Origin of the sequence: Vreelandella indica (genome assembly GCF_037070225.1) — a bacterium.
Classification (GTDB): Bacteria; Pseudomonadota; Gammaproteobacteria; order Pseudomonadales; family Halomonadaceae; genus Vreelandella; species Vreelandella arctica.
In genome coordinates this window covers 69,364-93,073 of the sequence record NZ_JBANSO010000008.1, presented here as the reverse complement: position 1 = coordinate 93,073, position 23,710 = coordinate 69,364, and the positions used below count along the sequence as shown (strand labels likewise).

22 protein-coding genes are annotated in these 23,710 nt (G+C 54.8%); 8 read left to right on the top strand and 14 right to left on the bottom strand.

What is annotated here, in order from left to right; genetic code table 11:
* Window positions 1-31: 31 nt before the first annotated feature.
* The gene (gene metE / locus V8L71_RS07430; protein WP_035562058.1) at window positions 32-2,329 is read right to left on the bottom strand and encodes a 5-methyltetrahydropteroyltriglutamate--homocysteine S-methyltransferase; all 2,298 of its coding nucleotides are present in this window, start codon (window positions 2,327-2,329) and stop codon (window positions 32-34) included.
* A gap of 99 nt (window positions 2,330-2,428) precedes the next feature.
* On the opposite strand from metE, the gene V8L71_RS07425 reads away from it, so the two are divergent.
* Window positions 2,429-3,367, top strand: a complete 939-nt coding sequence (locus V8L71_RS07425; protein WP_035562055.1) for a LysR family transcriptional regulator — start codon at window positions 2,429-2,431, stop codon at window positions 3,365-3,367.
* Here V8L71_RS07425 and V8L71_RS07420 read toward each other — a convergent pair.
* The 5 genes from V8L71_RS07420 to V8L71_RS07400 all read right to left on the bottom strand — a co-directional run bounded on the left by V8L71_RS07420 (window position 3,330) and on the right by V8L71_RS07400 (window position 8,364).
* On the bottom strand, window positions 3,330-4,925 hold the full coding sequence (locus V8L71_RS07420; protein ID WP_035562052.1) for an ATP-binding protein: 1,596 nt from the start codon (window positions 4,923-4,925) through the stop codon (window positions 3,330-3,332). The genes V8L71_RS07425 and V8L71_RS07420 overlap by 38 nt on opposite strands.
* 20 nt (window positions 4,926-4,945) lie before the next feature.
* A complete protein-coding gene (locus tag V8L71_RS07415) occupies window positions 4,946-5,704 on the bottom strand; it encodes a winged helix-turn-helix domain-containing protein (RefSeq protein ID WP_008957562.1) in 759 nt (252 codons plus the stop codon).
* 474 nt (window positions 5,705-6,178) lie between these two features.
* Window positions 6,179-6,358, bottom strand: a complete 180-nt coding sequence (locus V8L71_RS07410; protein WP_008957563.1) for a PLDc N-terminal domain-containing protein — start codon at window positions 6,356-6,358, stop codon at window positions 6,179-6,181.
* 87 nt (window positions 6,359-6,445) lie between these two features.
* Window positions 6,446-6,970 carry a retropepsin-like aspartic protease family protein gene (locus tag V8L71_RS07405; protein WP_035562048.1) on the bottom strand — a complete coding sequence of 175 codons (525 nt, stop codon included), beginning with the start codon at window positions 6,968-6,970 and terminating at the stop codon, window positions 6,446-6,448.
* Window positions 6,971-7,014: 44 nt separating this feature from the next.
* Window positions 7,015-8,364 carry an MFS transporter gene (locus V8L71_RS07400; protein ID WP_035562045.1) on the bottom strand — a complete coding sequence of 450 codons (1,350 nt, stop codon included), beginning with the start codon at window positions 8,362-8,364 and terminating at the stop codon, window positions 7,015-7,017.
* A gap of 262 nt (window positions 8,365-8,626) precedes the next feature.
* Here V8L71_RS07400 and V8L71_RS07395 point away from each other — a divergent pair, with 262 nt between their 5' ends.
* Genes V8L71_RS07395 through V8L71_RS07385 form a run of 3 tightly spaced genes read left to right on the top strand, consistent with a single transcriptional unit; the run spans window position 8,627 to window position 11,334 of the window.
* Window positions 8,627-9,313: a substrate-binding periplasmic protein gene (locus V8L71_RS07395; protein ID WP_336273678.1), complete on the top strand. Its 687-nt coding sequence runs from the start codon at window positions 8,627-8,629 to the stop codon at window positions 9,311-9,313.
* Window positions 9,314-9,355: 42 nt separating this feature from the next.
* Window positions 9,356-10,045: a substrate-binding periplasmic protein gene (locus tag V8L71_RS07390; protein ID WP_336273677.1), complete on the top strand. Its 690-nt coding sequence runs from the start codon at window positions 9,356-9,358 to the stop codon at window positions 10,043-10,045.
* Window positions 10,042-11,334: a GGDEF domain-containing protein gene (locus tag V8L71_RS07385; RefSeq protein WP_336273676.1), complete on the top strand. Its 1,293-nt coding sequence runs from the start codon at window positions 10,042-10,044 to the stop codon at window positions 11,332-11,334. The genes V8L71_RS07390 and V8L71_RS07385 overlap by 4 nt, the downstream gene beginning before the upstream one ends.
* A gap of 61 nt (window positions 11,335-11,395) precedes the next feature.
* Here V8L71_RS07385 and V8L71_RS07380 read toward each other — a convergent pair whose 3' ends face one another.
* Together V8L71_RS07380 and V8L71_RS07375 are read right to left on the bottom strand one after the other, a co-directional pair.
* A complete protein-coding gene (locus V8L71_RS07380; protein ID WP_008957566.1) occupies window positions 11,396-11,542 on the bottom strand; it encodes a hypothetical protein in 147 nt (48 codons plus the stop codon).
* A gap of 78 nt (window positions 11,543-11,620) precedes the next feature.
* Window positions 11,621-13,246, bottom strand: a complete 1,626-nt coding sequence (locus tag V8L71_RS07375; protein ID WP_336273675.1) for a BCCT family transporter — start codon at window positions 13,244-13,246, stop codon at window positions 11,621-11,623.
* Between the two features lie 231 nt (window positions 13,247-13,477).
* Between V8L71_RS07375 and V8L71_RS07370 the strand changes: the two genes are divergently transcribed.
* Window positions 13,478-13,852 (top strand): hypothetical protein, encoded by a 375-nt coding sequence (locus tag V8L71_RS07370; RefSeq protein ID WP_336273674.1) that lies wholly within the window; start codon window positions 13,478-13,480, stop codon window positions 13,850-13,852.
* Between the two features lie 27 nt (window positions 13,853-13,879).
* Here the strand turns inward: V8L71_RS07370 and V8L71_RS07365 are convergent, their stop codons facing one another.
* The 6 genes from V8L71_RS07365 to trmB form a co-directional block, all read right to left on the bottom strand.
* Entirely contained in the window at window positions 13,880-14,773 is an 894-nt protein-coding gene (locus tag V8L71_RS07365; protein WP_336273697.1) for an AEC family transporter, read from the bottom strand.
* A gap of 67 nt (window positions 14,774-14,840) precedes the next feature.
* Window positions 14,841-17,813, bottom strand: coding sequence for a bifunctional [glutamate--ammonia ligase]-adenylyl-L-tyrosine phosphorylase/[glutamate--ammonia-ligase] adenylyltransferase (gene glnE / locus V8L71_RS07360; RefSeq protein ID WP_336273673.1), 2,973 nt, complete (start codon window positions 17,811-17,813; stop codon window positions 14,841-14,843).
* 49 nt (window positions 17,814-17,862) lie between these two features.
* Window positions 17,863-18,234: a diacylglycerol kinase gene (locus V8L71_RS07355; protein ID WP_008957571.1), complete on the bottom strand. Its 372-nt coding sequence runs from the start codon at window positions 18,232-18,234 to the stop codon at window positions 17,863-17,865.
* Between the two features lie 34 nt (window positions 18,235-18,268).
* The gene (gene dacB, locus V8L71_RS07350; RefSeq protein WP_336273672.1) at window positions 18,269-19,756 is read right to left on the bottom strand and encodes a D-alanyl-D-alanine carboxypeptidase/D-alanyl-D-alanine endopeptidase; all 1,488 of its coding nucleotides are present in this window, start codon (window positions 19,754-19,756) and stop codon (window positions 18,269-18,271) included.
* Window positions 19,757-19,765: 9 nt separating this feature from the next.
* On the bottom strand, window positions 19,766-20,095 hold the full coding sequence (locus V8L71_RS07345) for a DMT family transporter (protein ID WP_008957573.1): 330 nt from the start codon (window positions 20,093-20,095) through the stop codon (window positions 19,766-19,768).
* Window positions 20,092-20,757, bottom strand: a complete 666-nt coding sequence (gene trmB / locus V8L71_RS07340; RefSeq protein WP_336273671.1) for a tRNA (guanine(46)-N(7))-methyltransferase TrmB — start codon at window positions 20,755-20,757, stop codon at window positions 20,092-20,094. The genes V8L71_RS07345 and trmB overlap by 4 nt, the downstream gene beginning before the upstream one ends.
* A 253-nt stretch (window positions 20,758-21,010) precedes the next feature.
* Between trmB and V8L71_RS07335 the strand changes: the two genes are divergently transcribed.
* The 3 genes from V8L71_RS07335 (at window position 21,011) to V8L71_RS07325 (ending at window position 23,706) form a co-directional block, all read left to right on the top strand.
* Complete coding sequence (locus tag V8L71_RS07335; protein WP_336273696.1) at window positions 21,011-22,891, top strand: beta-ketoacyl synthase; 1,881 nt, start codon at window positions 21,011-21,013, stop codon at window positions 22,889-22,891.
* Window positions 22,891-23,385: a pantetheine-phosphate adenylyltransferase gene (gene coaD / locus V8L71_RS07330; RefSeq protein WP_336273670.1), complete on the top strand. Its 495-nt coding sequence runs from the start codon at window positions 22,891-22,893 to the stop codon at window positions 23,383-23,385. The genes V8L71_RS07335 and coaD overlap by 1 nt, the downstream gene beginning before the upstream one ends.
* Before the next feature lie 72 nt (window positions 23,386-23,457).
* Window positions 23,458-23,706: a YfhL family 4Fe-4S dicluster ferredoxin gene (locus V8L71_RS07325; protein ID WP_008957577.1), complete on the top strand. Its 249-nt coding sequence runs from the start codon at window positions 23,458-23,460 to the stop codon at window positions 23,704-23,706.
* The last annotated feature ends 4 nt before the right edge of the window (window positions 23,707-23,710 follow it).

The window sequence follows — 23,710 nt, the reverse complement described above, 5'->3', positions numbered from 1 at the left end:
AGAAAGGCTTAATCAAAGTATTTACAACCGTTTACGCACAGCGTTGGCGCAGTACTTTGGCAGCTTCGACCATATTAGCCAGCGCTGGCTCTACTTCCGCCCAGCCGCGCGTTTTCAGGCCACAATCCGGGTTTACCCACAACCGTTCGGCAGGGATTTTTTCTAGCGCTTTCTCCATCAAATCAACCATCCAGCTCACCTCGGGAATATTCGGGGTGTGGATATCGTAAACCCCTGGGCCGATTTCGTTGGGATAAGCGAAGTCCTGAAAGGCGTCCAGCAGGTGCATATCCGAGCGCGATGTTTCGATGGTGATCACATCCGCATCCAGGGCGGCGATCGCACCGATGATGTCGTTGAACTCCGAGTAACACATATGGGTGTGAATCTGGGTGGTGTTGGCAACGCCTGCGGCACTTAGCTGAAAGCTCTCGACTGCCCAATCCAGGTATGCCTGCCACTCATGTTGGCGCAGTGGCAGCCCTTCGCGAAGCGCCGGTTCATCGATTTGAATCACATTGATCCCGGCTTTTTCCAGATCCAATACCTCATCGCGCAACGCCAAGGCAATCTGGCGGCAGGTGGTTTCCCGCGGTTGGTCATCGCGGACAAACGACCACTGCAGAATCGTCACCGGCCCCGTTAACATCCCCTTCATTGGCTTGCTGGTCAGGGTTTGCGCATACTGGCTCCAGCGAACGGTCATGGGCGCAGGGCGTGAAACGTCGCCGAAAATAACCGGCGGCTTAACACAGCGTGAACCGTAGCTCTGCACCCAGCCAAAGCGGGTAAAGGCAAACCCTTCAAGCTGTTCGCCAAAATACTCCACCATGTCGTTACGCTCGGCTTCGCCGTGCACTGGCACATCGATATCCAGCGCTTCCTGACGCTCAACCGCGTAAGCAATTTCATCCTGCATGCGGGCTTCGTAGTCAGCTGATGACAACTCGCCGGCTTTAAACGCGCGCCGTGCAGCACGGATCTCATCGGTTTGCGGAAAAGAGCCAATTGTCGTCGTCGGGAACAACGGTAGCTTAAGCGCTCGCCGTTGTGCGTCAGCACGCACGCTGTAGGGCGCCTGTCGTTGGCTATCGGCAGGGCTAATCGCGGCCAGCCGCTCACTAACCGCTGCCTGGTGGATACGCGTTGATTCACGCCGGGCATCCAACGCTCGGGTTGCTTCATCCAAACGCTGCTCATCCTCAGGCATGGTACGGTTATCAATCAACCGCGCCAGGGTGACCACTTCCGCCAGCTTTTGCTGCGCAAAAGCCAGCCAACTCACGAGCTCCTCACCGAGCTCTGTTTCCTGCGCAAGATCTACCGGCACATGCAACAACGAGCAGCTCGGCGCCAACCAAAGCCGCTGCCCGAGGCGCACTTTTAACGGCAACAAGCGTTCGCGCAATGCCGCTAAGTCGGCTCGCCAGATATTGCGACCATCGACAAAACCGACTGATAGCACCTGATGCGGACCAAGACGATCAATGACACTCTCGACTTGTTGCGGCGCGCGCACGGCGTCAATGTGCAACCCAGCGACGGGCAAACGGGTGGCTAATGAAAGATTGTCGCCCAGGCCTCCGAAGTAAGTGGCTAACAGCAGCTTTAGCGGTGCTGACTGAAGACGATGATAGGCACGCTCATACGCCTGCTGCCAGTTAAGCGGTAGATCCTGCACTAGCGCGGGCTCGTCCAGCTGCACCCACTCAATGCCTTGGGTAGCGAGCCGCGCTAATATTTCGCCATACACGTTGAGTACGCTGTCTAGTAGCGTCAGGCGATCAAAATCACCGCCCTTGGTTTTTCCCAGCCATAGCCACGTTAGCGGCCCGGTTAGCGTTACTTTCGGAGTAAAACCCGCGCGTAACGCTTCATCCACCTCGTCGAACAGGCGGTTCGAAGCCAGGTTAAAGGTTTGCCCTTCGTGTAGTTCGGGGACGAGGTAATGGTAGTTGGTATCGAAGTATTTGGTCATTTCACAGGCGGCGGCGGGTTCACCGCTGGGCGCGCGGCCCCGGGCCATGCGAAAGGTGGTGTCGAGGTCGATATCGCCACCAGCCACTTCATGCTGGGCATTAAAACGGGCAGGTACGGCACCCAGCACCACTGAAACATTAAGCACTTGATCGTAAAAAGCAAAATCACCAACACTAACAAAATCTAGCCCAGCATCCTGCTGCACCTGCCAGTGGCGCAAGCGAAGCTCGCGACCAGTGCTTTCAAGTTCGCTACGAGTGCATTCGCCCTTCCAGTATGCCTCAGTGGCCTTTTTGAGTTCGCGCTGAGCACCGATACGGGGATAGCCGAGAATATGAGAAACTGTCATGATGAACCCTACCAACGTGAATGAATTCACACAGTCTGGGCACCACGTCTTAGTGAATCAAACTAAAGTTTCTAATAGTAAAGATGAAAAATACTCACAATGATTGAACTGCGACATCTACGCACCCTGCTGGCTCTGCGCGAAACCGGCTCTTTGGTCGATGCTGCCGATCGCGTGCATTTAACCCAATCTGCGCTTTCTCACCAGCTGAAAGACTTGGAGAGCCGCGTGGATAGCCCGCTATTCGTGCGCAAAACCCGCCCGGTGGAATTTACCCGCGCAGGCTTACGGCTGCTCGCCTTAGCCGATCAAGTATTGCCCGAGGTACGCAAAGCGGAGCGGGATTTGGCGCGCTTGGCAGGCACCGAGCAGGGGCGTTTGCATATGGCCATTGAGTGTCACAGTTGCTTTCAGTGGCTAATGCCGACGGTGGATTACTTTCGCGATCACTGGCCCGAGGTGGAAATCGATATTCCCGGTGGCCACCACTTCGACCCGCTTCCAGCGCTTGCTCGCGAGCAATTGGATCTAGTGATCACCGCCGACCCCCAACCGCTTGACGGCATTCACTACGCCCCGCTGTTTCGCTATGAGGGATTATTAGCCGTCGCCCGCCAGCACGCTTTTGCAGGCCAGGGCTTTATAGAGCCCCAGGCGCTGGCGGATGAAACCTTGATCACGTATCCCGTTGAGCAATCACGGTTGGATATTTTCACTCAGTTTTTGCAGCCGGCGAATGTACGCCCTCGGGAGATCCGCACCGCCGAATTGACGATTATGATGATGCAGTTAGTCGCCAGTGGGCGAGGTGTATGTGCGCTGCCCAACTGGGCGCTCACCGAGTATTTAGAACGCGATTACGTCAGCGCGGTAAAGCTGGGCGAGCATGGGGTATGGAGCACGCTGTATGCGGCGATTCGCGAAGAGACCCGAGAAGCGCCGTGGATGCAGGATTTTTTGCGCACCGCGCGGGAAACCTCCTTTGCGGTGCTAACGGGGGTTAAGCCAGCGGATCGCGACGGGGAACCAGCAGCGTAAAGCGCGCACCACACAGGGTGGGGCTGGTGTCGATGGTCACACTGCCGCCGTGCCCGGCCATGATTTTCTGCACAATCGAAAGCCCTAACCCGTAGCCGCCGGAACTGCGAGCGCGGCTGTCATCCAGCCGGGCGAACGGTTTAAAGATATCCGCCCGCGCTTCAGGCGGAATGCCGGGGCCGTCATCTTCGACATCGATACGCACCAAGTTGGGCTCGTCCCACAGCTGGATCACCACCTGAGACTTGGCATGCCGACAGGCATTACCGACTAAATTCTGCAGGGCGCGCTGAAGATAGCGTGGCTCCGCCAACAGCTCAATTTCAGGGCCGGCCGCCAGCGTTAACGTTAACTCTTTATGCAGCGGTGAAAGAGTATCAATCACGCGTTCCGCCATGGCACGGCACTCAACCAGTGACGTTTCAAGTTCAGCGCCATTGACCGTTTCACCGCCTAAGCGTGCATAGGTGAGTATTTCATCGACTAATTCATCAAGTTCGGCAATATCCGCATCAATGCCCTGCAGTTGACGGCGAATAGCGGGCTGGTCGGTCATATCTTCGACCATTTGCACGGCAAAGCGAATACGGGCGACCGGGGTACGCAACTCGTGGGAGACCGCGCGAATCATCTCTTGCTGACCACGCAGCAGGCTCTGCACTTGATTGGCCATGCCATTAAACGCCATGCCTAACCGCCCTAAAAAGTCACCGCTTTCCACTTTTACCCGCGTTTCCAAACGGCCACTGGCGATCCTCGTCGCGGCCAGCTCTAGCCGCGCCATACGGGCCTCAATACTGCGCATAATTAAATAGATGATCAGGCTGAGCACGATCATCAGCCCCACCAGAAGCGGCAGGTGCAAGTTAGGTGGCAGTGTATCGCCGCGCGAGATAGGTCCCGCTTGCAGCCACTGGGATTCGCCTGGCAGTTGATAAATCAGTGTGATGGAGAGCTTATCAGAGACTAACTGAGTGATGACGCCGCCACTCGCCAGCTGGGCCTGCTGCTGGGGCGATAGCTCGGCTGGCAAAGTAGACAATAGCTGAAGCGGCCAACTGCCTTGGCGCAACTGGGCGATGCGGTTTTCTCGCTCATTTTCGGGCGCAGCCGCGAGCCAGTCCCCCAACAGAGCAATGCTGCCGTGCCACTGATGCTCACTCCACTCTTCAAGCCTAGCTTGCAGTAACCATGTATCGCCCGGTAAGCGTTGCTGTAATAACCACGGCCTCTCGGCGACCAGTATCTTGCCCTGCTCTAGACGTGATCGCTCAAAATAGCCAAGATCAGCTTCGTTGATAGGCTGCAGGGTCAACTGCAACTCAAGTTGCTCGGAAAAACGCGCAAGCAAAGCGTTTCGCTGGCCTGCAGGCTGGTCGGCTAATTGTTGCGTCATCAGCGACATAGGTAACGCAGCTAGCTGCTCGCGGTAATCTTCGCGGCGCACCTGCTCGATAAACGAACGCCCTGCTAACGCAATCACAAACACCACCAACAACGCTACGCCCAGCAACAAATAGAAGCGTAAAAACGAGCCGTTACTGAGCACCCGCCGCATGATGCCTTCCCTATGCATGATCAACTGTCTTTAACGAAGAGATAACCTTTACTGCGCACGGTTTTAATTCGGTGAGGCTGATTAGGATCATCGCCAATTTTAGGCCGGATACGCGACACACGAACATCAATAGAGCGGTCCTGGCCGTCGTACTTAATTCCCCGTAAGTCACTGAATATCTCTTCACGGGTAAGCACTCGACCGGCATTACGGCCCAACAGCCACAGCAGGTCAAACTCAGCGCTGGTTAGGTCGATACGCTCCCCAGAGAGCCAAGCTTCGCGGGTCGCGTTATCGATCTCTAGGTTTTCAAAGCGCAACCGCATTTCACCGTCCGGTGCAGGCCCGTCAGCGCGGCGTAGCAGTGCTCGCATACGCGCCAGCAGTACCCGCGGCTGAACGGGTTTCGGCACATAATCATCAGCGCCCATCTCAAGCCCCAAGACTTGATCCAGATCGTCGGTGCGCGCGGTCAGCATCATGATCGGGCCAGCAAAGTTAGGTCTAACGCGACGACAAATAGCCAAACCATCTTCACCTGGCAGCATTAGATCTAAAATGACTAAATCGGGCTGCAGGGTTAAAATACGGTCAACCCCTTTCGCCCCATCAGCTTCCAGCGTTACTTGAAAGCCATTCGCTTCCAAGTAATCGCGGGTAAGTTCCGCCAGGCGCTGATCATCTTCAATGATCAGGACATGATCTTGATCGGGATAGTCAGGCATGACAGGTTCTTGCGACTCAAGCGCCTGAAACTGCTGTTCCAAATGATCTACCATCCTCTTTTTGCACTCCGCTTAGGCTGTTTATTTTTTCACCCGCTCACCCAGTAATAACGCAGGTGTCCTATTGTTGGCTCTCAGGATAACTCAAAACCATCAAAACACCCGCCTCTGTCGTTACCATTGCGCTTATTGATGGATACGGAAGGCCTGACACTTGATTCTCACAGCAACGGAAGCTAATGTAGAAACGCTAACTGTCGACAATTTGACAGAGGAACCTGCCATGGGAAGTAGCAAAACGAAAAGTGTTATTAAACGTGTTTACATTCCAACCCAAGTGCGCGACCTGCCCAACGGGGAAAAGTTAAAAATACCCGGGCATTATAAAGCACCACCCGGTGAAGGAAACGACACAATTGAGTAATGCTCTCTTGAGTAGTCCTTTATTCAGTGAGTAAGCCTCAAATTAACAAAAAGGCAGGCCATCACAGGCCTGCCTTTTTCATTTGATCGCACTCAGCTAGGCTGCTATCCCTTCGGACCAAACAAGAACCACGCAATCAAACCGATCAATGGGAAGAACAGCAATACTAGAATCCAGATCAGTTTAGCAAAACCACCTGCATCGCTTTTGGCCACTTTGACGATGGCCCAAATAACGATAACAAGCCAAATTAGTCCTAACAATCCACCTACTTCAATGCCCATAGCAACTCCTTAGCGTGTTGGCACTCTGTTTCTGAAACCTAGCTGTTTAACTCTTGCTATTAACTCCACCTTCACCAGTTGAACTCACTACTCTGGAAGGCTCAGCACCATCTCACCTGCCTGTATTTCAATCGACAAGAGGTTCAAAAAACTCATGCCGAGCAGGACGGTGTCGCGATCCATGCCAGGGCTAATAGACCCCTGTACATTTTGCACTTTTAACCCGCCCAGGGAAACCTCATCCAGTTCGGTTAAGGTACCTTCTACTCGGCCATTGGCGGTATTAAACCAAGCACTGCGCCCCGGCGCCAAGCCCAGCTCATCGGCCAAAGCGGCCGATACCGCTACATAAGTGGCGCCCGTGTCGAGCAAAAAGGTGACGGGCTCACCATTAATTCGGCCGGGCGCCTCAAAATGACCAGCACGATTACGCTTTAAGGTAATCGGCTCACCCGCAGGCAAGGTATGCACGATGTTGGCGTTGGGGCGCATCATCTCCTCCAGGCCACCGTGTATCCACCACGTCCCAACGGCCATTAACAGCACCCAAAACAACAGCATCATGACGATGCCACCACGCTGTGCTATTGGCGTTGCTGTCTGCGTCACCATCGTTCACCTCGCAGAGGTAGGGGCGTAGGGGCACCCAGCTATCCCTATTGTGTGTTTTCCCAGGCAAGCGCAGCCTCCCGGCCGCGGCGCTCGTTGACCTTAGCGCAAATTAGCATCGCGATAACGAACAAGGCCACACATAATAGAATAGACGCTTGCAAGCCAATGAGCGTTTGCAACACACCCAGCATGACGATACCAAACACCCCCGCCAACTTATTGGCCAACCCCCAGAAACCGAAAAACTCAGCTGATTTTTCCAGCGGTGAAAATAGACCAACCAGTGCCCGGCTGGCAGATTGGCTAGAACCAAGGCTCAGCCCCGCCAAGCAACCCACAACCAAGAATACGTACTGGGCCTGCCACTGCACCTCAAACTGTTCGTTGATCCACTGGGTAAGCTCCGGGGTTGCCCAGATGGCAATAATCGCCAGCACCCAGAGCGCCAGCGTCATTTGGTAAGTGTGCTTGGCACCTAGCCGATCCTGTAACCAACCAAACCCCAGCGCCCCCGCCGCCGCGGTAACTTGAACAATAATAAACATGATATTGCGTACACTCTCGTCCCAGCCAATCACTTGGGCACCATAGATAAATGCAAACGCGATAATGATGTAAACACCGGCCATTGAGAACAACAGCGATATTAAAAACACGGCCAGGTCTTTGAAATAACGCAGTTCATGCAGCGTGGATGTCACCCGCTTCAAGGCAATATGACGGTACGAGACGCCACGAGGCTGAGGCGTACCACGCTCTTTTAGCCATAAAAAAGTGGGAATGGCGGTAATCAAGAAAAAGCCGGCGGCAAAGGGACCCACCCAGCGTATACGTTCAAAATTATCCGCGCTTGCCTCACCTAGCACCACCAGAGTAAAGCCTGCTGCAAATAGTCCGCCAATGTAGCCTAACGCCCAGCCAAAGCCGGAAATTTTACCTAGCGACTCTGGCGGCCCCAGTTCAGGTAAAAAGGCGGCTATAAACGACTCCCCCATGGAATAAGCGTAATTAGACAGCACAATTAATAGCAGGCCAATAATGACGTAGCCGGGTTCAACAAAGTACAGCATGGCCGTCGTGACCACGGTGGCAAGATAGCTGATGAGCAGAAAACGCTTTTTCTCAGCCCGGTAGTCCATCACCGCGCCACACAAGGGGGCCGTGATCACTACCATCAGATAGCTGATAGCCAGACCAAGGCTCCATAAGAAGTTGGCAAGTCGGAAGTTATCACCCCGATCCCCGACGATGACCGTGGTAAATAGCTCGCCAAAGACCACGGTAATTATCAGTAGCGTGTAAGCCTGGTTGGCAAAATCAAACATCGCCCAGCCGAAAATCTCTCGACGCGATGCGTAGCCATTCATCGCCTTAGCAGTAGTAGCAGGCAGCATTAGTTTACTCTCACAGAGGAAGTCGTAAGCCTAGCAGGTGGAGCCAGCAATATGCCACGGCTTGCGTTGGCATATTAGAGGTGACAGATGACCAGCGTTGCTCTAAGTTTGATTGACTGATAGATCATATGGGTAGACAGCAATGGGATTAGTCCCACCACCTTCACGGATATTATGTCCATGCCTTTTAAAAAGGTTGATGGTCGTGCTGTGTCTTTGCCTAGCAATAGTTTCTAACACATATGCTGAAGCGCCCCTCACCTTGGCGCCATTAACCTTTATCACTGAAGAGTACCCTCCCTACAACTATATCGCTGGTAATGTCGGTAGTAACGTCAACAATCAACAGCTAACCGGTCTATCAATTGAGTTATTGGAGGAGATGTTTGCGGCGACCAAAACGCCTTTTAGTCGTCAGGACATTCGTTATTACCCGTGGGTTCGCGGCTATGAGATGGCGCTAAGCCAGCCTAATACGGTGCTTTTTTCAACCACTCGCACACCTGCACGGGAGGCCAGTTTTCACTGGGTGGGGCCGATTGCTCAAGATCGAGTCGTATTGCTCGCCCATCGTGACACACCAATCACGATTGATTCGTTAGCTCAAGCCATTGATCGCGAACTAACCGTGGCAGTAATTCGTGAAGATATTGGTGCCCAGGCACTAATGGAAGCAGGTTATCCTGACCACCTGCTAGTACCCGCCATTGATAACCGCAGCGCGCTCAATATGCTGACCCGCGGGCGGGTTGATTTATGGGCTTATAGTGAGGATGTAGCTGCCTGGATAGCTAAATCCAGAGGCTACACTAAAGATAATTTAATCCCGGTACACACGCTCAGTGAATCTTCGCTATACTTTGCCATAAACCAAGCTACAGATCAGCGCTTGGTAGCGCTGATGCAACAAGCATTAGACAGAGTGCAGGCAGAGCGGTCTCAGAGGTAGTTGATGGTGGCTAATGACGTAATTCACCAATGGCGATACCGCATGAGCGTTGCTCTTTTCAGCGCTATGGGTAGCTGTAGTCTGCCGCTTCAAGCGATGCCGCTCACTATCAACACGGAAGAGTACCCGCCGTTTAACTATGCGGACGACCAAGGGCAAATCATCGGCAGCGCGACGATGCTCCTTCGCAACGCGCTACGCCAAGCGGACATTGAGGCATATTTTCGGTTACTGCCTTGGGCCCGCGCTTACACCGAAGCACGCCTAAGCGACAATCACTGCGTTTATTCCACGACTCGTACGCATGAGCGGGAAGCGTTGTTTCAATGGGTGGGACCGCTGGTAGTTAATGAGTGGGCTGCGTTCAGTCTAGCCGACCGCGAGCTTGATGTTACATCGCTTTCTGAGCTGCGCGACTGGCGTGTAGGAAGCTTTCGGGAAGATGCGGTAGGCGATTACGTTGCCTCTAGCGGCAGTAATGTTCTACTTGCCCCCTCAGAGCGAGAAAATATCGCACGCTTAAAGGCGGGCCTGCTTGATGTCATTGTGACAGGTAAAGCAACCGGTGAGTCTATGGCACAAGAACAGAACATAGCGCTCGAACATTTGTTTACCTTTCACCGTGCGCCGCTTTATCTCGCCTGCCATCCCAGCGTTTCTGAAGCCCTGCTAGCGCGTCTGCAAACGCAGCTGGATACCCTGCATCGCGATAGGCAGGAGGAAAGCCAGTGATAAGCCCTCGCCCGCGGTTTCCTCTCTCTGCCCCTGTCACCGCCCCTAAAAAAGGCAGCTTAACCACTAAGCAAGCGCTGCTTACCCTGCTCATTGCGTTGCTGATTAGTAGCGTGGCGGGGAGTATTGAGCTGCTCAGCCACGCCACCAATATGCGCCAAGAAGTGCAACTGCGTGTTGCCCAGCAACTGGCGATTGTTAATGGGGCCGCCGCCGAAGCCGCCTTCCAACTAAACCCCGACCTCGCCCACCAAATCGCCTACGGGCTGTTTAGTGATGATGAGGTGACGTGGGTCTCCATTCGCGACGATTTTGGCCGTGCGCTGGCTGAATTTAACACCCCCGAACAGGCGGAATCGACCTGGCTCAGCCAGCGCCTGTTTGGCGATATACTGCATCACCAAACCGCCCTCCACTATTACATGGGCAGTGACATGCCGGAAGCCATTGTCGGCGAGATTGAGCTGGTGCTATCAGAAGGCTATTTAACCCAGCAGTTTCTGGCGCGGATTTATGCAGTGGTTGGCTTCAGTATTCTGGAAGCGTTTATTTTAAGCATACTGGTCATCGCATTTTTCCACGTGTTTATTACCCGACCACTGCTCAAAGTACATGCGGCGATTGCCCAAACCGATCCCAATCGCCCTGGTCATTGGCCCAAACCAGCGTTACGCGGCCACCGCCATGATGAACTAGGACACCTAGTAGATAGTTTGGATCATCTGTTGAAAGCCTTTCAACAAGGACTGGAACAGCGCGACCAGTTACATCACTTATCCAACATGGATGGCCTAACAGGGGTAGCTAACCGCCGCCACTTCGATGAGTTTTATAAACAACACTGGTACTTGGCGCAGCAAACGCAGCAGCCGCTATCGGTGATTTTTATCGATATCGATAACTTTAAAGAGTTTAACGACCACTATGGCCATGCGATGGGTGACGAGACGCTGCGTGCGGTCGCCAATGCACTCAATCAGTGTATTGACCCTACACGGGATTTACTCGCCCGCTATGGCGGCGAGGAGTTTGTTTGTGTACTGCCAGGCCAAGACCATGATGACGCGGTAGACGTTGCCCACTGCTTGCGCGAAGCCGTGCTGTCGCTGGCCATTCCTCACGCTTTTTCAAGCGCTCATTCAGACCTCACCGTTAGCATGGGTGTTGCTAGCATGTCCGCGGGTGTTTTGGTTAGCGCTGAAGCATTGATTGAACACGCTGACCAACATCTTTACCGCGCCAAACGGCTAGGCCGGAACCGGGTAGAGACACGCAAACGCCCGGCTTAAAAAAGCCGGGCGTTGTGACACGACCCTTGCGAAGAACTAGCTTAGCAAAGAGCTAACAGCGTCAGAGCAACCAGTGGGCAGCCACCGCGGCCAAGCCAATGACCATGGCCGTCAGTACGGCTACGGTCACTACCCGGTCAAGCCAACGATCAAAGGCAACCCCTTTGGGCTGCCTTCGCGTTGCGCCATGGCGTCCTTGCCGAGCCATTAGCCTGTTCGCTCCATGTATCGTGCTCCTGTAATAGCAAGCTCCCGCAACAAAAAAGCTTGCCTGTCCCTAGCGATGCTAGCTATTAATGCGCCGGTTGACCACATTGGGGGCACGACGAAGACGCTCTTCTTCCCCTAATAGCTCGGCTTCAAAGGCGTCAGCCCCCACTGGCGTTTCCCCATGGCGGCGATAAAGCTGCGTCAGCATCGCCTTGCGGTCCGCGCGCAGTTCCTGCACTAAAACAAACACCATCATATACAGAATAAAGGTGAAAGGCAGTGCCGACAGCACCGATGCGGATTGCAGCCCCGTTAAACCACCGGATGCAATCAGTGTCAGGCAGATGGCAGCGATCAGCACACCCCAAATGACGCGCTTATAGAGCGGCGGATTGATCGAACCATTATCGGTCATTTGCGCCACGATATACGAGGCCGAGTCAGCGGACGTGACCAAGAAAATAAAAATCAACATCATCGCGACAACCGACAGCGCGCCCGTAAAGGGCATCAGCTCAAACATCTCAAACAGTGCGACCGTTATATTGTCCTGAGTCGCGGCAGCTAGGCCGATATCGGTACCATTCAACTCCATGTGCAATGCCGCGCCACCGAACACGCCAATCCACAAACAGGCGAGCAGCGGCGGTACGAACAGCACCCCAAACACATACTCTTGGATGGTACGTCCGCGGGATACGCGGGCAATAAAGGTACCCACAAACGGCGACCAAGCGATTACCCAGGCCCAGTAGAAAATCGTCCAGCTGCTCGCCCACTCATTATCACTGTACGGCGAAATACGCAGGCTCATACCGATGAAATTCTGCAGGTAATCGCCAATTCCCACGGTAATCGTTTCGAGTATCGCAACGGTAGGGCCAGTGAACAGTACGTACAGCATTAACCCAATGCATAGCACCATGTTGAGATTAGAAAGGCGCTTGATGCCTTTGTCCAACCCCGACCAGGTGGATGCCATGTAAGCACAGAACATGACAAACAAAATAATAAACTGCCAAAGACCGTTTTCAGGAAGGCCAAACACGGCATTCAAACCGCCGTTCATTTGCAGGACACCCAAGCCGAGCGAAGTAGCCACCCCCATTACCGTGGCCACCACTGCAAACACGTCCAACCAAGAGGCATAGGGACGTACCTTAGGGTTTTTAGCCGTTATTGACGACAACACCGAAGAAACAAGCCCCGCCTGCCCTTTGCGGAACTGAAAATAGGCAATGATCAGCCCCACAATGGAGAAGGCCGCCCACTGGTGTATGCCCCAGTTAAAATAGCTGTATTGAATAGCATAGCGTGCTGCCGCTTCGGATTCGGCGGTTCTATCCCCATAAGGAGGCTCAATATAATGAAACATGGGTTCCGCCATGCCATAGAACACCAGACCGACACCAAAGCCCGCGGCCAGCAGCATGCTTATCCACGAAAAAAATGTATAGCTGGGGCTACTATCCTGTGGCCCCAAGCGAACTTTACCGTATTTACTCAGCGCCAAGCCAAAGAGAAAAATCACAAACCCAAAAACAGAAAATAGATAAAACCACCCAAATAGCTCGGTAACGGTCGTCAGCGCCCCCTCTGCCGCGTTGGCAAATCCTTCAGGAAATGACGCCCCGACCACTACCAAGCCAAAGATAATCACCACCGATGCGATGAAAACCGACTTGCCTCCATGATTAGCCATATAACCGTCCTGTTAGATGAGCCATGTTTAGATAAGCACTGCCTACTAAGCGCATGCTTGTACAACTAAACTTGTTTTGTACAGTTTAATGGTAACAGTTGAAAAACCTAATCGCACTGTCAGTAGTGCATGGCCCGGCGCCGCCGACGACGCATTGCGTCCTATTGCCATGCAGTGAACTTGCTAGACCAACTGTGTTCCAATGGGTGCGAATAACCGATGGAGGCTCTCATGCCACAGATGAATCGCGACCAACGCAACGCAGCATGGCAAGCGGCAAACCAATGGCGCGCCCGTGCAGCGCAAACCCAACCCACCGGCCTAGCAGGTAGCTTAAAGCTGCTGTTTACGTGGTTGGCTTTTGGCGCGTTGATGATAGTAGGTGTGGTACTCGGCCTATTTTTCTTATTGATTGGCTGGGCAATGATGCCGTTTATGCGTCATAAAATGAAAAAGCGTATGGAGCAAATGCGTGCTCAGCAGGCGCAGGATATTGGCGGCGGTTATTCTCACGGAAATACCTCTACGAACAGCCGCCCAGGTCATCAGGATGCATTAGAAGGTCACTATAAAGTTAAAGACAGTGAAGTTAAAAATGGTCGTTAAGTAGGTAGTCACTGATTGCGCCGCCTGTTAAAGCGGCGCATGTATCCACGTAAATGTTGCCGCTAGCGTTAGCGGCATTACCACCAAACTCCCCAGGTTGCCAATCAGGACCAGCGACGCCACTTTCTGTGGCGCAAGCTGGTACTGCTCTGCCACCAAATAATTCAATACCGCGGGGGGTAACGCTGCAAACACCAGCAGCACGGCCATCTGCATGTCATTAAGTGGCAGTAGCCACATTAATGGCAACGCAATCACTAACCCCGACAGCGGACAGAGCACCGCCCCCAGCATCCCCGTGCGCCAATCGCTAAAGTCGATTTCCAGCAGCCGCACCCCTAGCGCAAACAGCATTAAGGGGATACATACTTCGCCCAGCATACGCATAGCCTCCAGCAGCCAGCCCGGTAGTGGCAATCCACTGATATTCACCGAAAGCCCCGCCAAGCTCGCCAACACGATAGGCATGCGCAGCATCCGCCATAGCGAAGTACGCGGGTTTAGCATATAAAGCCCTACCGAGAAGTGCAGCAGCATCTCAACAATAAACACCACTACGGCGGCAGGCAGCGCGTCAGGGCCGAATGCGAGTACTAGTAACGGCACCCCCATATTGCCTGAATTGTTGAACATCATAGGGGGAAGAAAGGTTTTAATATCCAGCTTAAGCCACTTAACCACCGGCAACAGCACAATCCCCGACCCCAGCACCACCGCAACAGCTGCCGTAGCAAGCCAGGCGTATTCAGCAAGTGGCGCCTGGCGGTCAGCCAGCACGGCGAATACCAGTAGGGGAACGAACAGCTCCATATTGAGAGTATTAAGGCTGCGAATGTCGGGTGTCCGGTAGCGTCCATAGGCAGCGCCACAACCGGTAATTAAAAACACGGGCAATAGCGTGGCCAGGATATGTCCAATCATGCGGGCCATCCCGCCTGACTCCATGGCTTCATTGTTCCTTCCTAGTCAGAGTGACCCGTTTGCCGGGCTAGTTATTATCAGTGGCGGGTGGCTCAAGAAAGCGCTGCCAGAGCGCGGTGACGATATCGCGATGTTCCCTAAACTCTTCACCATCGGTAAGCGCTTTTTCACCGGTGAGCGCCGCTCGATGGGTAGCGCTGCGATAGGCCAAGTAAGCTTCTCTCAGTCGCTCCGCTTCTTCATAAGGTAAGTGCCCACTCTCCGTCAGGCTCTCTAAAATACGGATATTGTCACTATACGTCAGTAGCGCTGGGGTTTGGTGAGCGAGCGCTAACACCGCGTATTGGCAGAGAAACTCAATATCCACCATACCGCCCGCATCTTGCTTAATGTTAAACGTATCACTGGTCGCTTTACTGCCCAGATGGTCGCGCATTTTCTGGCGCATTTTGACCACTTCTTCGCGCAGCGCGGCTTTATCACGCTCATTGCCTAAAATATCGCCGCGCAGCTGGGCGAATTTTTCGGCCAGCACATCACTACCCGCCACGACACGGGCGCGCACTAACGCTTGGTGTTCCCACGTCCAGGCGTTCTGCCGCTGATAGTCTGCAAAGGCTTTAAGCGATGTTACCAATAGCCCTGAATTCCCCGAAGGCCGTAGACGCATATCCACTTCATAAAGCGTGCCGGTGGGGGTTATCGCGGTAAGCAGGTGAATAATACGCTGGCCCAAGCGGGTGAAAAATACGGGGGTATCAATGGGCCGTGGGCCATCCGTCGCGCCTTGGCCATCGCTATCATGCAGGAAAACAAGATCTAAATCGGAGCTGTAGCCCAGCTCAATGCCGCCCAGCTTGCCGTAGCCGACAATCAGAAAGGCTGCCTCACGGGTGTTCAGGCCCTCAGGCACGCCATGCTTACGGGTAATATGTTTCCACGCCATGGCCAGCACAGCATCAAGGATGACTTCGGCGATAAACGTTAAGTAATCACTTACTTTCATTAGGTGCCGAGTGCCCATGATATCTGACGCCGCCACATGAAGCGTTTGCGCGTGCTTAAAGACACGCAGCGCCTCCAGTTGCGCCTCTTCGTCATCCTCTGGCAAGCGGTTCAGCGTTTGACGTAGCTCATCGGCTAGGCGCGCTTTATCGGCTGGAGTGTAGAGCGTTTCCGGGGTCAGCAGTTCGTCGAGTAGGATGGGGTAACGTGCCAGCTGTTCGGCGATCCAGGGGCTGGAAGCACACAAGCGCATCAGGTGTTCAAGCGCCTGAGGGTTTTCGCGCAGCAGGGCAAGGTAAGCGGTACGCCGTAAGACGGACTCAATCAGCGGCTGCACCCGCGCCAGCGCAGTATCCGGAGCCTCGTTGTCGGCCACGGCATCCAGTAGTAGCGGCATTAACGCATCCAACCGTTCAAAGCCAATCCGCTGCATGCTTTGCACTTGCCGGGAGTGGTAAAGACTCTGCAGTCGCTTTAAGGCTTTTTCCGGCGCATTAAAGCCCGCCTCGGCAAGGTGCGCAGTGGCTTCCTCCGCCTCTAGCTCGCCGCGCCAAATCAGTCGCCACTGGGCCAAGCCAAGCTGGCTGTCGTCGTTGGCCTCATCCACGTCTTCTTCAGGGTCCGCGATCACTGCATCAAAGTGCTGGCGCACGCGCTCGCGCACTTCATCAAGCTGGGCAATCAGCCCCGGCCAGTCTTCATGGCCCATGGCGAAGGCTACCCGCTCACGGTCGCTGTCATCGCTGGGTAGGGTTTGCGTCTGGCGGTCTTCCAGCGCTTGAAGGGCGTGTTCAACGTCGCGCAGAAAAGCGTAATCGGGCAACAACTCATCAACCACTTCTTGCGGCAACAGGCCCAGCTCGGGCAAGCGATTGAGCGCGGTTTTCAGCGATGTCACCTGCAGCTCGGTATCACGGCCGCCGCGAATCAGCTGGAACGCCTGTACCACAAATTCAACTTCTCGAATGCCGCCGGGGCCGAGCTTGATATTGCTCTGCATACCCTTGCGCTTCACTTCGCGATTAATCATCGCTTTCAACTCACGCAGCGACTCAATCGCGCCGAAATCAAGATATTTGCGATACACAAAGGGGCGTAGCCCAGCGAGCAATTCATCGCCTGCGTCTAAATCACCTGCCACAGGACGCGCTTTCAGCATTGCGTAGCGCTCCCACTCGCGGCCTTGATCCTGGTAGTAGCTGGAGAGCATGGAAAAACTGCCCACCAGCGGCCCGCCGTCGCCTAAAGGCCGCAAGCGCATATCTACGCGAAAGGCGAAACCGTCCGCCGTGATAGCATCTAGGGCGCCGATGAGCTTTTGGCCAAGCTTGGTAAAGTACTCTTGATGCTCTAAGGGCTTGCGCCCGCCCTGGGTTTCGCCTTTTTCAGGAAAGGCAAAGATCAGATCAATATCGGAGGAGAGATTCAGCTCACCCGCCCCCAGTTTGCCCATACCCAGCACAACCAAGCGCTGGGGCGAGCCGTCTTTGCGTGGCGCGGGCTCACCCCAGCGCGGCGCGTAAAATTGCTCAAGCCAGCTCAACGCGGCTTCCAGGCAGATTTCGGCAAGCTCAGACACCGCCTTGGCGGTATCCCACATAACGTGGCCGGGCGCACGATTAAGGTCACGCCAGATAATGCCGACCATCCGCTTGCGGCGAAAACGGCGAATAACCCGCTGCATGGCCTCTTCGTCGTCGGCGCTCTCAAGCAACTCATTCAGCCAGCTAGCCAGTTCATCCCGCCCGGGGTTTATGTCCAATTCACCGGCAATATCCAACTCAGCCAACCACTGGGGGTAGCGGGCCAGGGTATCCAGCGCGAAGGTTGAAATGGCTAACACTTTAGCAAGCGCCTCGCGGCGCTGCTCAGAAAGCCCCTGCCAACTGCTTGAAGGCAGTTCTTGCTGGGTCATCTCAGCAATATTATCGGCTTGGGTCAGCGCCTCAATTAAGCGCTGCCAAGCGGCCTGGGTAGTTTTTTGTAACGACGCTGGCAGCGTCGACAACGGTAAAAAATCGTCGTTCACTTGCATAACTACCTCGCTGTCCAGCGTGTTAAAAATATTTAGCTCTTAAACCAGCTTAGCTATAAAACTTTTCCCAACCTAATAGACCCCAAGTAAGGCCGGCCATCATCAGTGACAGCATAACAGCGGCGGAGCCAATATCCTTGGCCCGGCCAGAAAGCTCGTGGTGCTCAGTACCAATGCGATCAACCACGTTTTCAATGGCACTATTAAGTAACTCTACGATCAGCACAAAAAACAGGCTACTTACCAATAGTAGCCAACTGATGATGCTGTCCCCTATCCACCAGGCGAAGGGGAGTAACAACGCAGTAATCACTACTTCTTGGCGAAAGGCTGCCTCGTTTCTAAACGCTGCCTTAAGCCCCTTCCACGAATAGCGCGTGGAGTGGACCAAATGGGTTAAACCGGTATGCCCTGGTTTCATGCAGGTCGCCTCACCTTGTGAGCGTAAAGGGAAATCAGTTCGCTAAAATCATGGCGTCCAGATCCAGTGATAAGGGATCCAGCACCTCAGACCAGCTTAAGTACGGCGTACTGCCACTACCATTGACCATGACACTAAATACTCCCCAGCGTCCTTGCGCGGTGCGAAAATAGCCCGCCGCGGCGCGCACAGCAAAGGGTTGATTCAGGGTACCGGTTTTTAACATGACATTGTTTTGAAACGTGGTTGAGCCACGCCGAATAAAGCGCATCACGCCGTTGGCTGGCGATTGGAAGGCGGCCACAAAGCTTGGAAACAGCGCGCTCTGCCGAAACATGTCTTCCAGCATCACGTTAACCCCCTGAGCCGATGTGCGGTTTTCCGTAGTCAGCCCACTGCCGCTATACAACGTTAATGGCCCATGGCCGGGAAGACGCTGCACATAAGACTCAATGGCTTGGCCTGCCTGGCGTAACTGCGCCTGGGGCGTCTCGACCAGATCAAGCGCCAGCACATCGGCCATGTAGTTATTCGAGTAGTTCATAATGCGCAGCAATATTTCTTGCAGAGGCTGGCTATCGACGGCAGCCAAGCGCTGTGCCGTGCTGGGCGGCTGGGCCGAACTGACGCGCCACGGGTCGCGCACCTGAATCCCCGCCTGATTGAGCATCCCCATCAGCACTTGTGCGGTTTTCTCGGCCGCATCGCCCGCGCCACGATAAACATCCCGGGCAGTGGCATTAGTCGAAATCTGTCCCGTCAGGCGCATCACATCACCACGTTCATCGGTGATACGTTCAGCGCTAATCTCTGTGCCGCTATTGGCGGGGCGAGTGACGACTTGATTATCAATGGTGATCAGCGAGGTCTGGCTGTCGCACAGTCCCACCCGGGCTGGCTCACCTGCGCTTGCAGCGGGGGCGACATTGACACACCAACTGCCGAAATTAACGCCAGCGGACGAAAGCGGCGCGCTGTAGGCGTTGGCGACCCGAGTGAGGGCATCGCAGCGGTCGGTAGTAATACAGTCAACCGGCCCAAACCGCCACTGGCTGACCACCAAAGCGCCATCAATTTCACGCACCCCGGCTAAGTGCAAACGCTGCACCAAGCGCCATAGGTTTTCCGTGGTCAGGCCGGGGTCGCCACCGCCCTCAAACACTAAATCGCCACGCAGCACACCGCCTTCAGCTCTATCCTCAACCCTGCCCGAGCTAACTAGCTGGCTGGTAAAGCGATGCTGAGGACCAAAACGGTTCAGCGCCGCCGCCGCCAGGTATGCCTTGGTAACAGACGCGGGCGATAACTGGCGCTCTGGATTAATGCTGCCCAGCAGCGCATTGACGCCTGTGTCGGCGTCAAGCAGGCGCGCTTCAGCACTGATCGAGAAACCTTTGTTCTGCAGTTGGCTCAGGCGGCTGAAATCAGCGAACAGGCTGGCACTGGCGCACAGTGCCAGCGAGGCAACCCCGGACACCAGCGCCCAGCGCCGCAGACGCTTAACAGTAAAAAAACAACCCATTAAATTACCTCAATGCACGTTCATTTTGGAAAACACTTGCAGCAGAACCACACCCGCCACAATCAGGCTAATCCCCAGTACCGCCGGTAAGTCGGGCTTTTCACCAAACACCACAATGCCGACCAAGGTGACCAGCACAATGCCCAGGCCCGCCCAAATCGCATAGGCGACCCCCACCGGCAGCGTGCGCAGCACTAGGCTGAGCAGATAAAAAGCGAGCCCGTAGCCAACCACCACCACAACGCTCGGCAATGGACGTGTAAAGCCCATAGAAGCCTTTAATGCACTCGTAGCAATGACTTCGGCCACAATCGCCAACACTAAATAAACAAACGTCATTTTCGCTCCAAATCAACCCATAACCGCCACAGCGCTTGGCCACTTTGAGCATACTTCGCCTCAAACGGAGTTAAATAGTCACCTTCAGGTGCAAATTCAGCCACTATCGCCTGCTTGCCGGTTACCTGCGCCACCGCCAAGGCAAACTCTTCAACGTAAAGCGACCAATTTGAGCGCAGCTCAAGGTGCCCGCCAAGCGCCAACAGTGTGGGTAAAACCGCATGGCCATGCCAGCGCATTTTAAGATGCCCTGCTTTGGGGTAAGGATTGGGGTAAAGCAAATAGTGATATTCGGGCGCCCAGCCTGCCTGATAAGCCAAACGCCAGAAATCGACCAGATCCGCGCGCACTAGCAGTGCATTATGTGGCAATTCGCCGTGATCACGCCCCAAACGATCCTCGCTGCGATCAATGCCAATCACGGCATGGCCGGGGAACTGCGCCGCCAGTTGGCGTGTCGATACCCCGACGCCACAGCCGGAATCAAATATCAGCGGCGCCTGACGGCTCGCCAACCATTCAGCCGCCTGCGCAAAGTTGCGCTGCGTGTGTTCGGCGATCGGTTTACGTAATGGGTGCGTGAGCGCTCGGTTGACCCTGCGCGCCAAATCCTGATGCGGGCCTGGCTGATTAGACGTCACTGGTCGAGAATTATGCTGCATGCCATCTCTCGGCTGAAAAGCGTGATTCTATCAGTCTCAAACGCTTGCGGCATGACGCCGTTGCGTGGCCGGTGCTATGATCACGCATTAGGTACTTATTAAGCGCATCGCTTTGGTCATCATAGAGCTAGTTATAATTGACTTTGTCATAATTTAATTAGCTATAATTGACTTAGAGCGTTGTCAATAATTGTTATTACCACCACCGCATCACGAGGAACCCGGCTTGTCACACTTACCGGTGATTGTCGGCATGGGCGGCATCAACCCTGCTGGCAGAACCTCTGGCCATCAGGCCTTCCGCCGCACTGTGCTTGATGCCCTCCCTGCTGACCAGCAACGCCAGACACTGGAAGGCTTGGCGGCGCTTATGCGCCTAGTAGAGCACTCCGAAAAGGGGTGGCAGGACAATCAAGGCCAGCCCGTAGACGCCCCGGCTCTGTCGCTGCGTGATCAGGTATTGAACCATACCCTGATCCGTCGCAACGAAGACCCGCGTTTTCTCGCCCCTGGCCTACCGTCTAACCGCCAGGCCAGCATGCAGTTTGCTGAGCCGATGCGCTTTACCCTGCGCCGTCGTCAGCTGCCCGACAACCTGCCGGCCGACTGGCAGGTGCGCGATATTGATGCCCGCGAGGTAGAGGTTAGCGTGCCCGCCGGCGTACTAGAGGTATTGCTGCCCGACGCGCAGGTACCCAAGGTACGCGCAGCGGCGCAGTTGCCTAGGGGTTTTGACCCCGCCAGCCTTTATCGCAGCGTGCATCACCCGCGCGGTCTCTCGCTAGCGGTGTTTGGTGCCAGTGATTGCCTGGGCGCCAGCGGTTTCTCCTGGGAAACACTCCGCCAACAGCTGAATCCAGACCATATTGCCGTGTACGCTGGCAACTCCATCGGCCAGTTGGATGACCAAGGCTGGGGCGGCTTGCTCAAAAGCCTGGTGACCGGCCAGCGCGCTACCTCCAAGCAGATGCCGCTAGGCTATGGCCAGATGCCCGCCGACTTTTTGAATGCCTATGTACTCGGCAGCGTCGGCGGGACCGGCGCGGCGCTAGGCGCCTGCGCCAGCTTTCTCTACAACCTGCGCCTGGGTATTGACGACATTCGTGCAGGGCGTCGCCGCGTGGTGATGGTCGGCACGGCAGATGCGCCGATTACGCCGGAAATCATCGAAGGCTTCCGGGCGATGGGCGCCCTGGCTGACGATGCTGGGTTAAAAGCGCTGGACGCGCTTGAGCTACTGACTGACAGCGACTACCAGCGCGCCTGCCGCCCGTTTGCCCGCAACTGTGGCTTTACCATGGCGGAAGCCAGCCAGTTTGTACTACTGATGGACGACTCCCTGGCGCTGGAGGTCGGTGCAGATATTTTGGGCGCGGTACCCGAGGTATTCGTCAACGCCGACGGTTATAAACGTTCGATTTCGGCGCCGGGTATCGGCAACTACATTACCCTCGGTAAAGCGGCTGCACTGGTGCGCGATATGCTCGGTGAAAAAGCCCTCAAAGAGCGCAGCTTTTTGCACGCCCACGGCACCAGTACTCCGAAAAACCGCATTACCGAGTCCCATGTGTTCGATGAGATTGCCCGCGCCAACGGTATCAGCGATTGGCCAGTCGTGGCGATTAAAGCGTTTATCGGCCATTCGCAAGGTTCAGCGGCGGGTGATCAGTTGGCTAGTGCCCTGGGCAGCTTTGCCCACGACCTATTGCCTGGCATTCCTACGCTTGATGCTGTAGCCGACGATGTCTATGCCGAGCGGTTACGGTTTTCGCAAACCACCCAGGCCTTCCGTGCTGATGCCTCTTTTATCAATGCCAAAGGGTTCGGCGGCAATAATGCCACCGGTGTTGTACTTTCGCCTGCGGTGACCGAACGCTTACTTGCCCAGCGCCATGGCGCAGCGGCGATCCGTGCCTGGAAAGCACGTCGTGAGGCAACCCGCGAAGCAGCGGCAAGCTACCTCGCTCAAGCTGACCATGGCCACTACGCGCCACGCTATCAGTTCGGTGAAGCAGTGCTGGAAGGCCCAGAGTTGGATATTTATGCCGACCGGGTTCATATTCCCGGTTACGACCACGCGGTTTCGCTCACCAGTGACAATCCGTTTGGCCGTTTGGACGAGGAGACATCGTGATGAGCAGCGGCAAAATCAATATCGCCGTCTATCCAGGCACTTTCGACCCGATCACCAATGGCCACTTCGACCTCATTGAGCGCGGCGCGCGCATGTTCGACAAAATCGTTATCGCAGTGGCGGCGAGCCCTGGCAAAAGCCCCAATCTCGACCTGGAAACGCGCATGGAGCTGGTCAAAAAGGTCTGTGTGTCGTTACCCAACGTAGAAGTTATCGGCTTTTCCACCTTGCTGACTACGATGATGCATGAGCAGGGAGCGACGATTATTCTGCGTGGCCTGCGCGCGGTCTCCGATTTTGAGTATGAGCTGCAGCTTGCCAACATGAACCGGGCGCAAAACCCAGAGCTGGAAAGCGTGTTTTTAACCCCAGCGGTCGAAAACTCATATATTTCTTCGACCATTGTGCGCGAAATTGCCAAGTTGGGCGGCGATGTTTCTCGCTTGGTGCATCCACAGGTCGCCGAAGCGCTACGTAAGCACTACACTAGCTAGCCAACGCCATTGTTGAGTAAAACACTCGGGTATTAGACAGCCCGAGTGTGAACGTATACGCGAGGTATGCCCATGGCCCTGATGATTACCGACGAGTGCATTAACTGCGACGTCTGCGAGCCCGAATGCCCTAATGATGCTATCTCCCCAGGCGAGGAGATCTATGTCATCGACCCCAACCTATGCACCGAATGCGTAGGTCACTATGACGAGCCTCAGTGTCAGCAGGTTTGTCCGGTGGATTGTATCCCGCTTGACCCAGAGCGCCACGAAAGCCAAGAGCAGTTGATGAAGAAGTACCGCATCATCACGGCCGCTTAAGCCT

Bases quoted from the DNA above. Each gene is read 5' to 3' on its own strand.
- V8L71_RS07345 (WP_008957573.1), bottom strand. From the start codon at position 20,095: ATGACGTTTGTTTATTTAGTGTTGGCGATTGTGGCCGAAGTCATTGCT.
- V8L71_RS07375 (WP_336273675.1), bottom strand. From the start codon at position 13,246: ATGGCTAATCATGGAGGCAAGTCGGTTTTCATCGCATCGGTGGTGATT.
- V8L71_RS07325 (WP_008957577.1), top strand. From the start codon at position 23,458: ATGGCCCTGATGATTACCGACGAGTGCATTAACTGCGACGTCTGCGAG.
- V8L71_RS07405 (WP_035562048.1), bottom strand. From the start codon at position 6,970: ATGGTGACGCAGACAGCAACGCCAATAGCACAGCGTGGTGGCATCGTC.
- dacB (WP_336273672.1), bottom strand. From the start codon at position 19,756: ATGGGTTGTTTTTTTACTGTTAAGCGTCTGCGGCGCTGGGCGCTGGTG.
- coaD (WP_336273670.1), top strand. From the start codon at position 22,891: ATGAGCAGCGGCAAAATCAATATCGCCGTCTATCCAGGCACTTTCGAC.
- V8L71_RS07380 (WP_008957566.1), bottom strand. From the start codon at position 11,542: ATGGCTCGGCAAGGACGCCATGGCGCAACGCGAAGGCAGCCCAAAGGG.
- V8L71_RS07370 (WP_336273674.1), top strand. From the start codon at position 13,478: ATGCCACAGATGAATCGCGACCAACGCAACGCAGCATGGCAAGCGGCA.
- V8L71_RS07415 (WP_008957562.1), bottom strand. From the start codon at position 5,704: ATGGTAGATCATTTGGAACAGCAGTTTCAGGCGCTTGAGTCGCAAGAA.
- V8L71_RS07335 (WP_336273696.1), top strand. From the start codon at position 21,011: ATGGGCGGCATCAACCCTGCTGGCAGAACCTCTGGCCATCAGGCCTTC.
- trmB (WP_336273671.1), bottom strand. From the start codon at position 20,757: ATGCAGCATAATTCTCGACCAGTGACGTCTAATCAGCCAGGCCCGCAT.
- V8L71_RS07420 (WP_035562052.1), bottom strand. From the start codon at position 4,925: ATGCGGCGGGTGCTCAGTAACGGCTCGTTTTTACGCTTCTATTTGTTG.
- metE (WP_035562058.1), bottom strand. From the start codon at position 2,329: ATGACAGTTTCTCATATTCTCGGCTATCCCCGTATCGGTGCTCAGCGC.
- V8L71_RS07355 (WP_008957571.1), bottom strand. From the start codon at position 18,234: ATGAAACCAGGGCATACCGGTTTAACCCATTTGGTCCACTCCACGCGC.
- V8L71_RS07390 (WP_336273677.1), top strand. From the start codon at position 9,356: ATGAGCGTTGCTCTTTTCAGCGCTATGGGTAGCTGTAGTCTGCCGCTT.
- V8L71_RS07425 (WP_035562055.1), top strand. From the start codon at position 2,429: ATGATTGAACTGCGACATCTACGCACCCTGCTGGCTCTGCGCGAAACC.
- glnE (WP_336273673.1), bottom strand. From the start codon at position 17,813: ATGCAAGTGAACGACGATTTTTTACCGTTGTCGACGCTGCCAGCGTCG.
- V8L71_RS07410 (WP_008957563.1), bottom strand. From the start codon at position 6,358: ATGGGCATTGAAGTAGGTGGATTGTTAGGACTAATTTGGCTTGTTATC.
- V8L71_RS07400 (WP_035562045.1), bottom strand. From the start codon at position 8,364: ATGCTGCCTGCTACTACTGCTAAGGCGATGAATGGCTACGCATCGCGT.
- V8L71_RS07365 (WP_336273697.1), bottom strand. From the start codon at position 14,773: ATGATTGGACATATCCTGGCCACGCTATTGCCCGTGTTTTTAATTACC.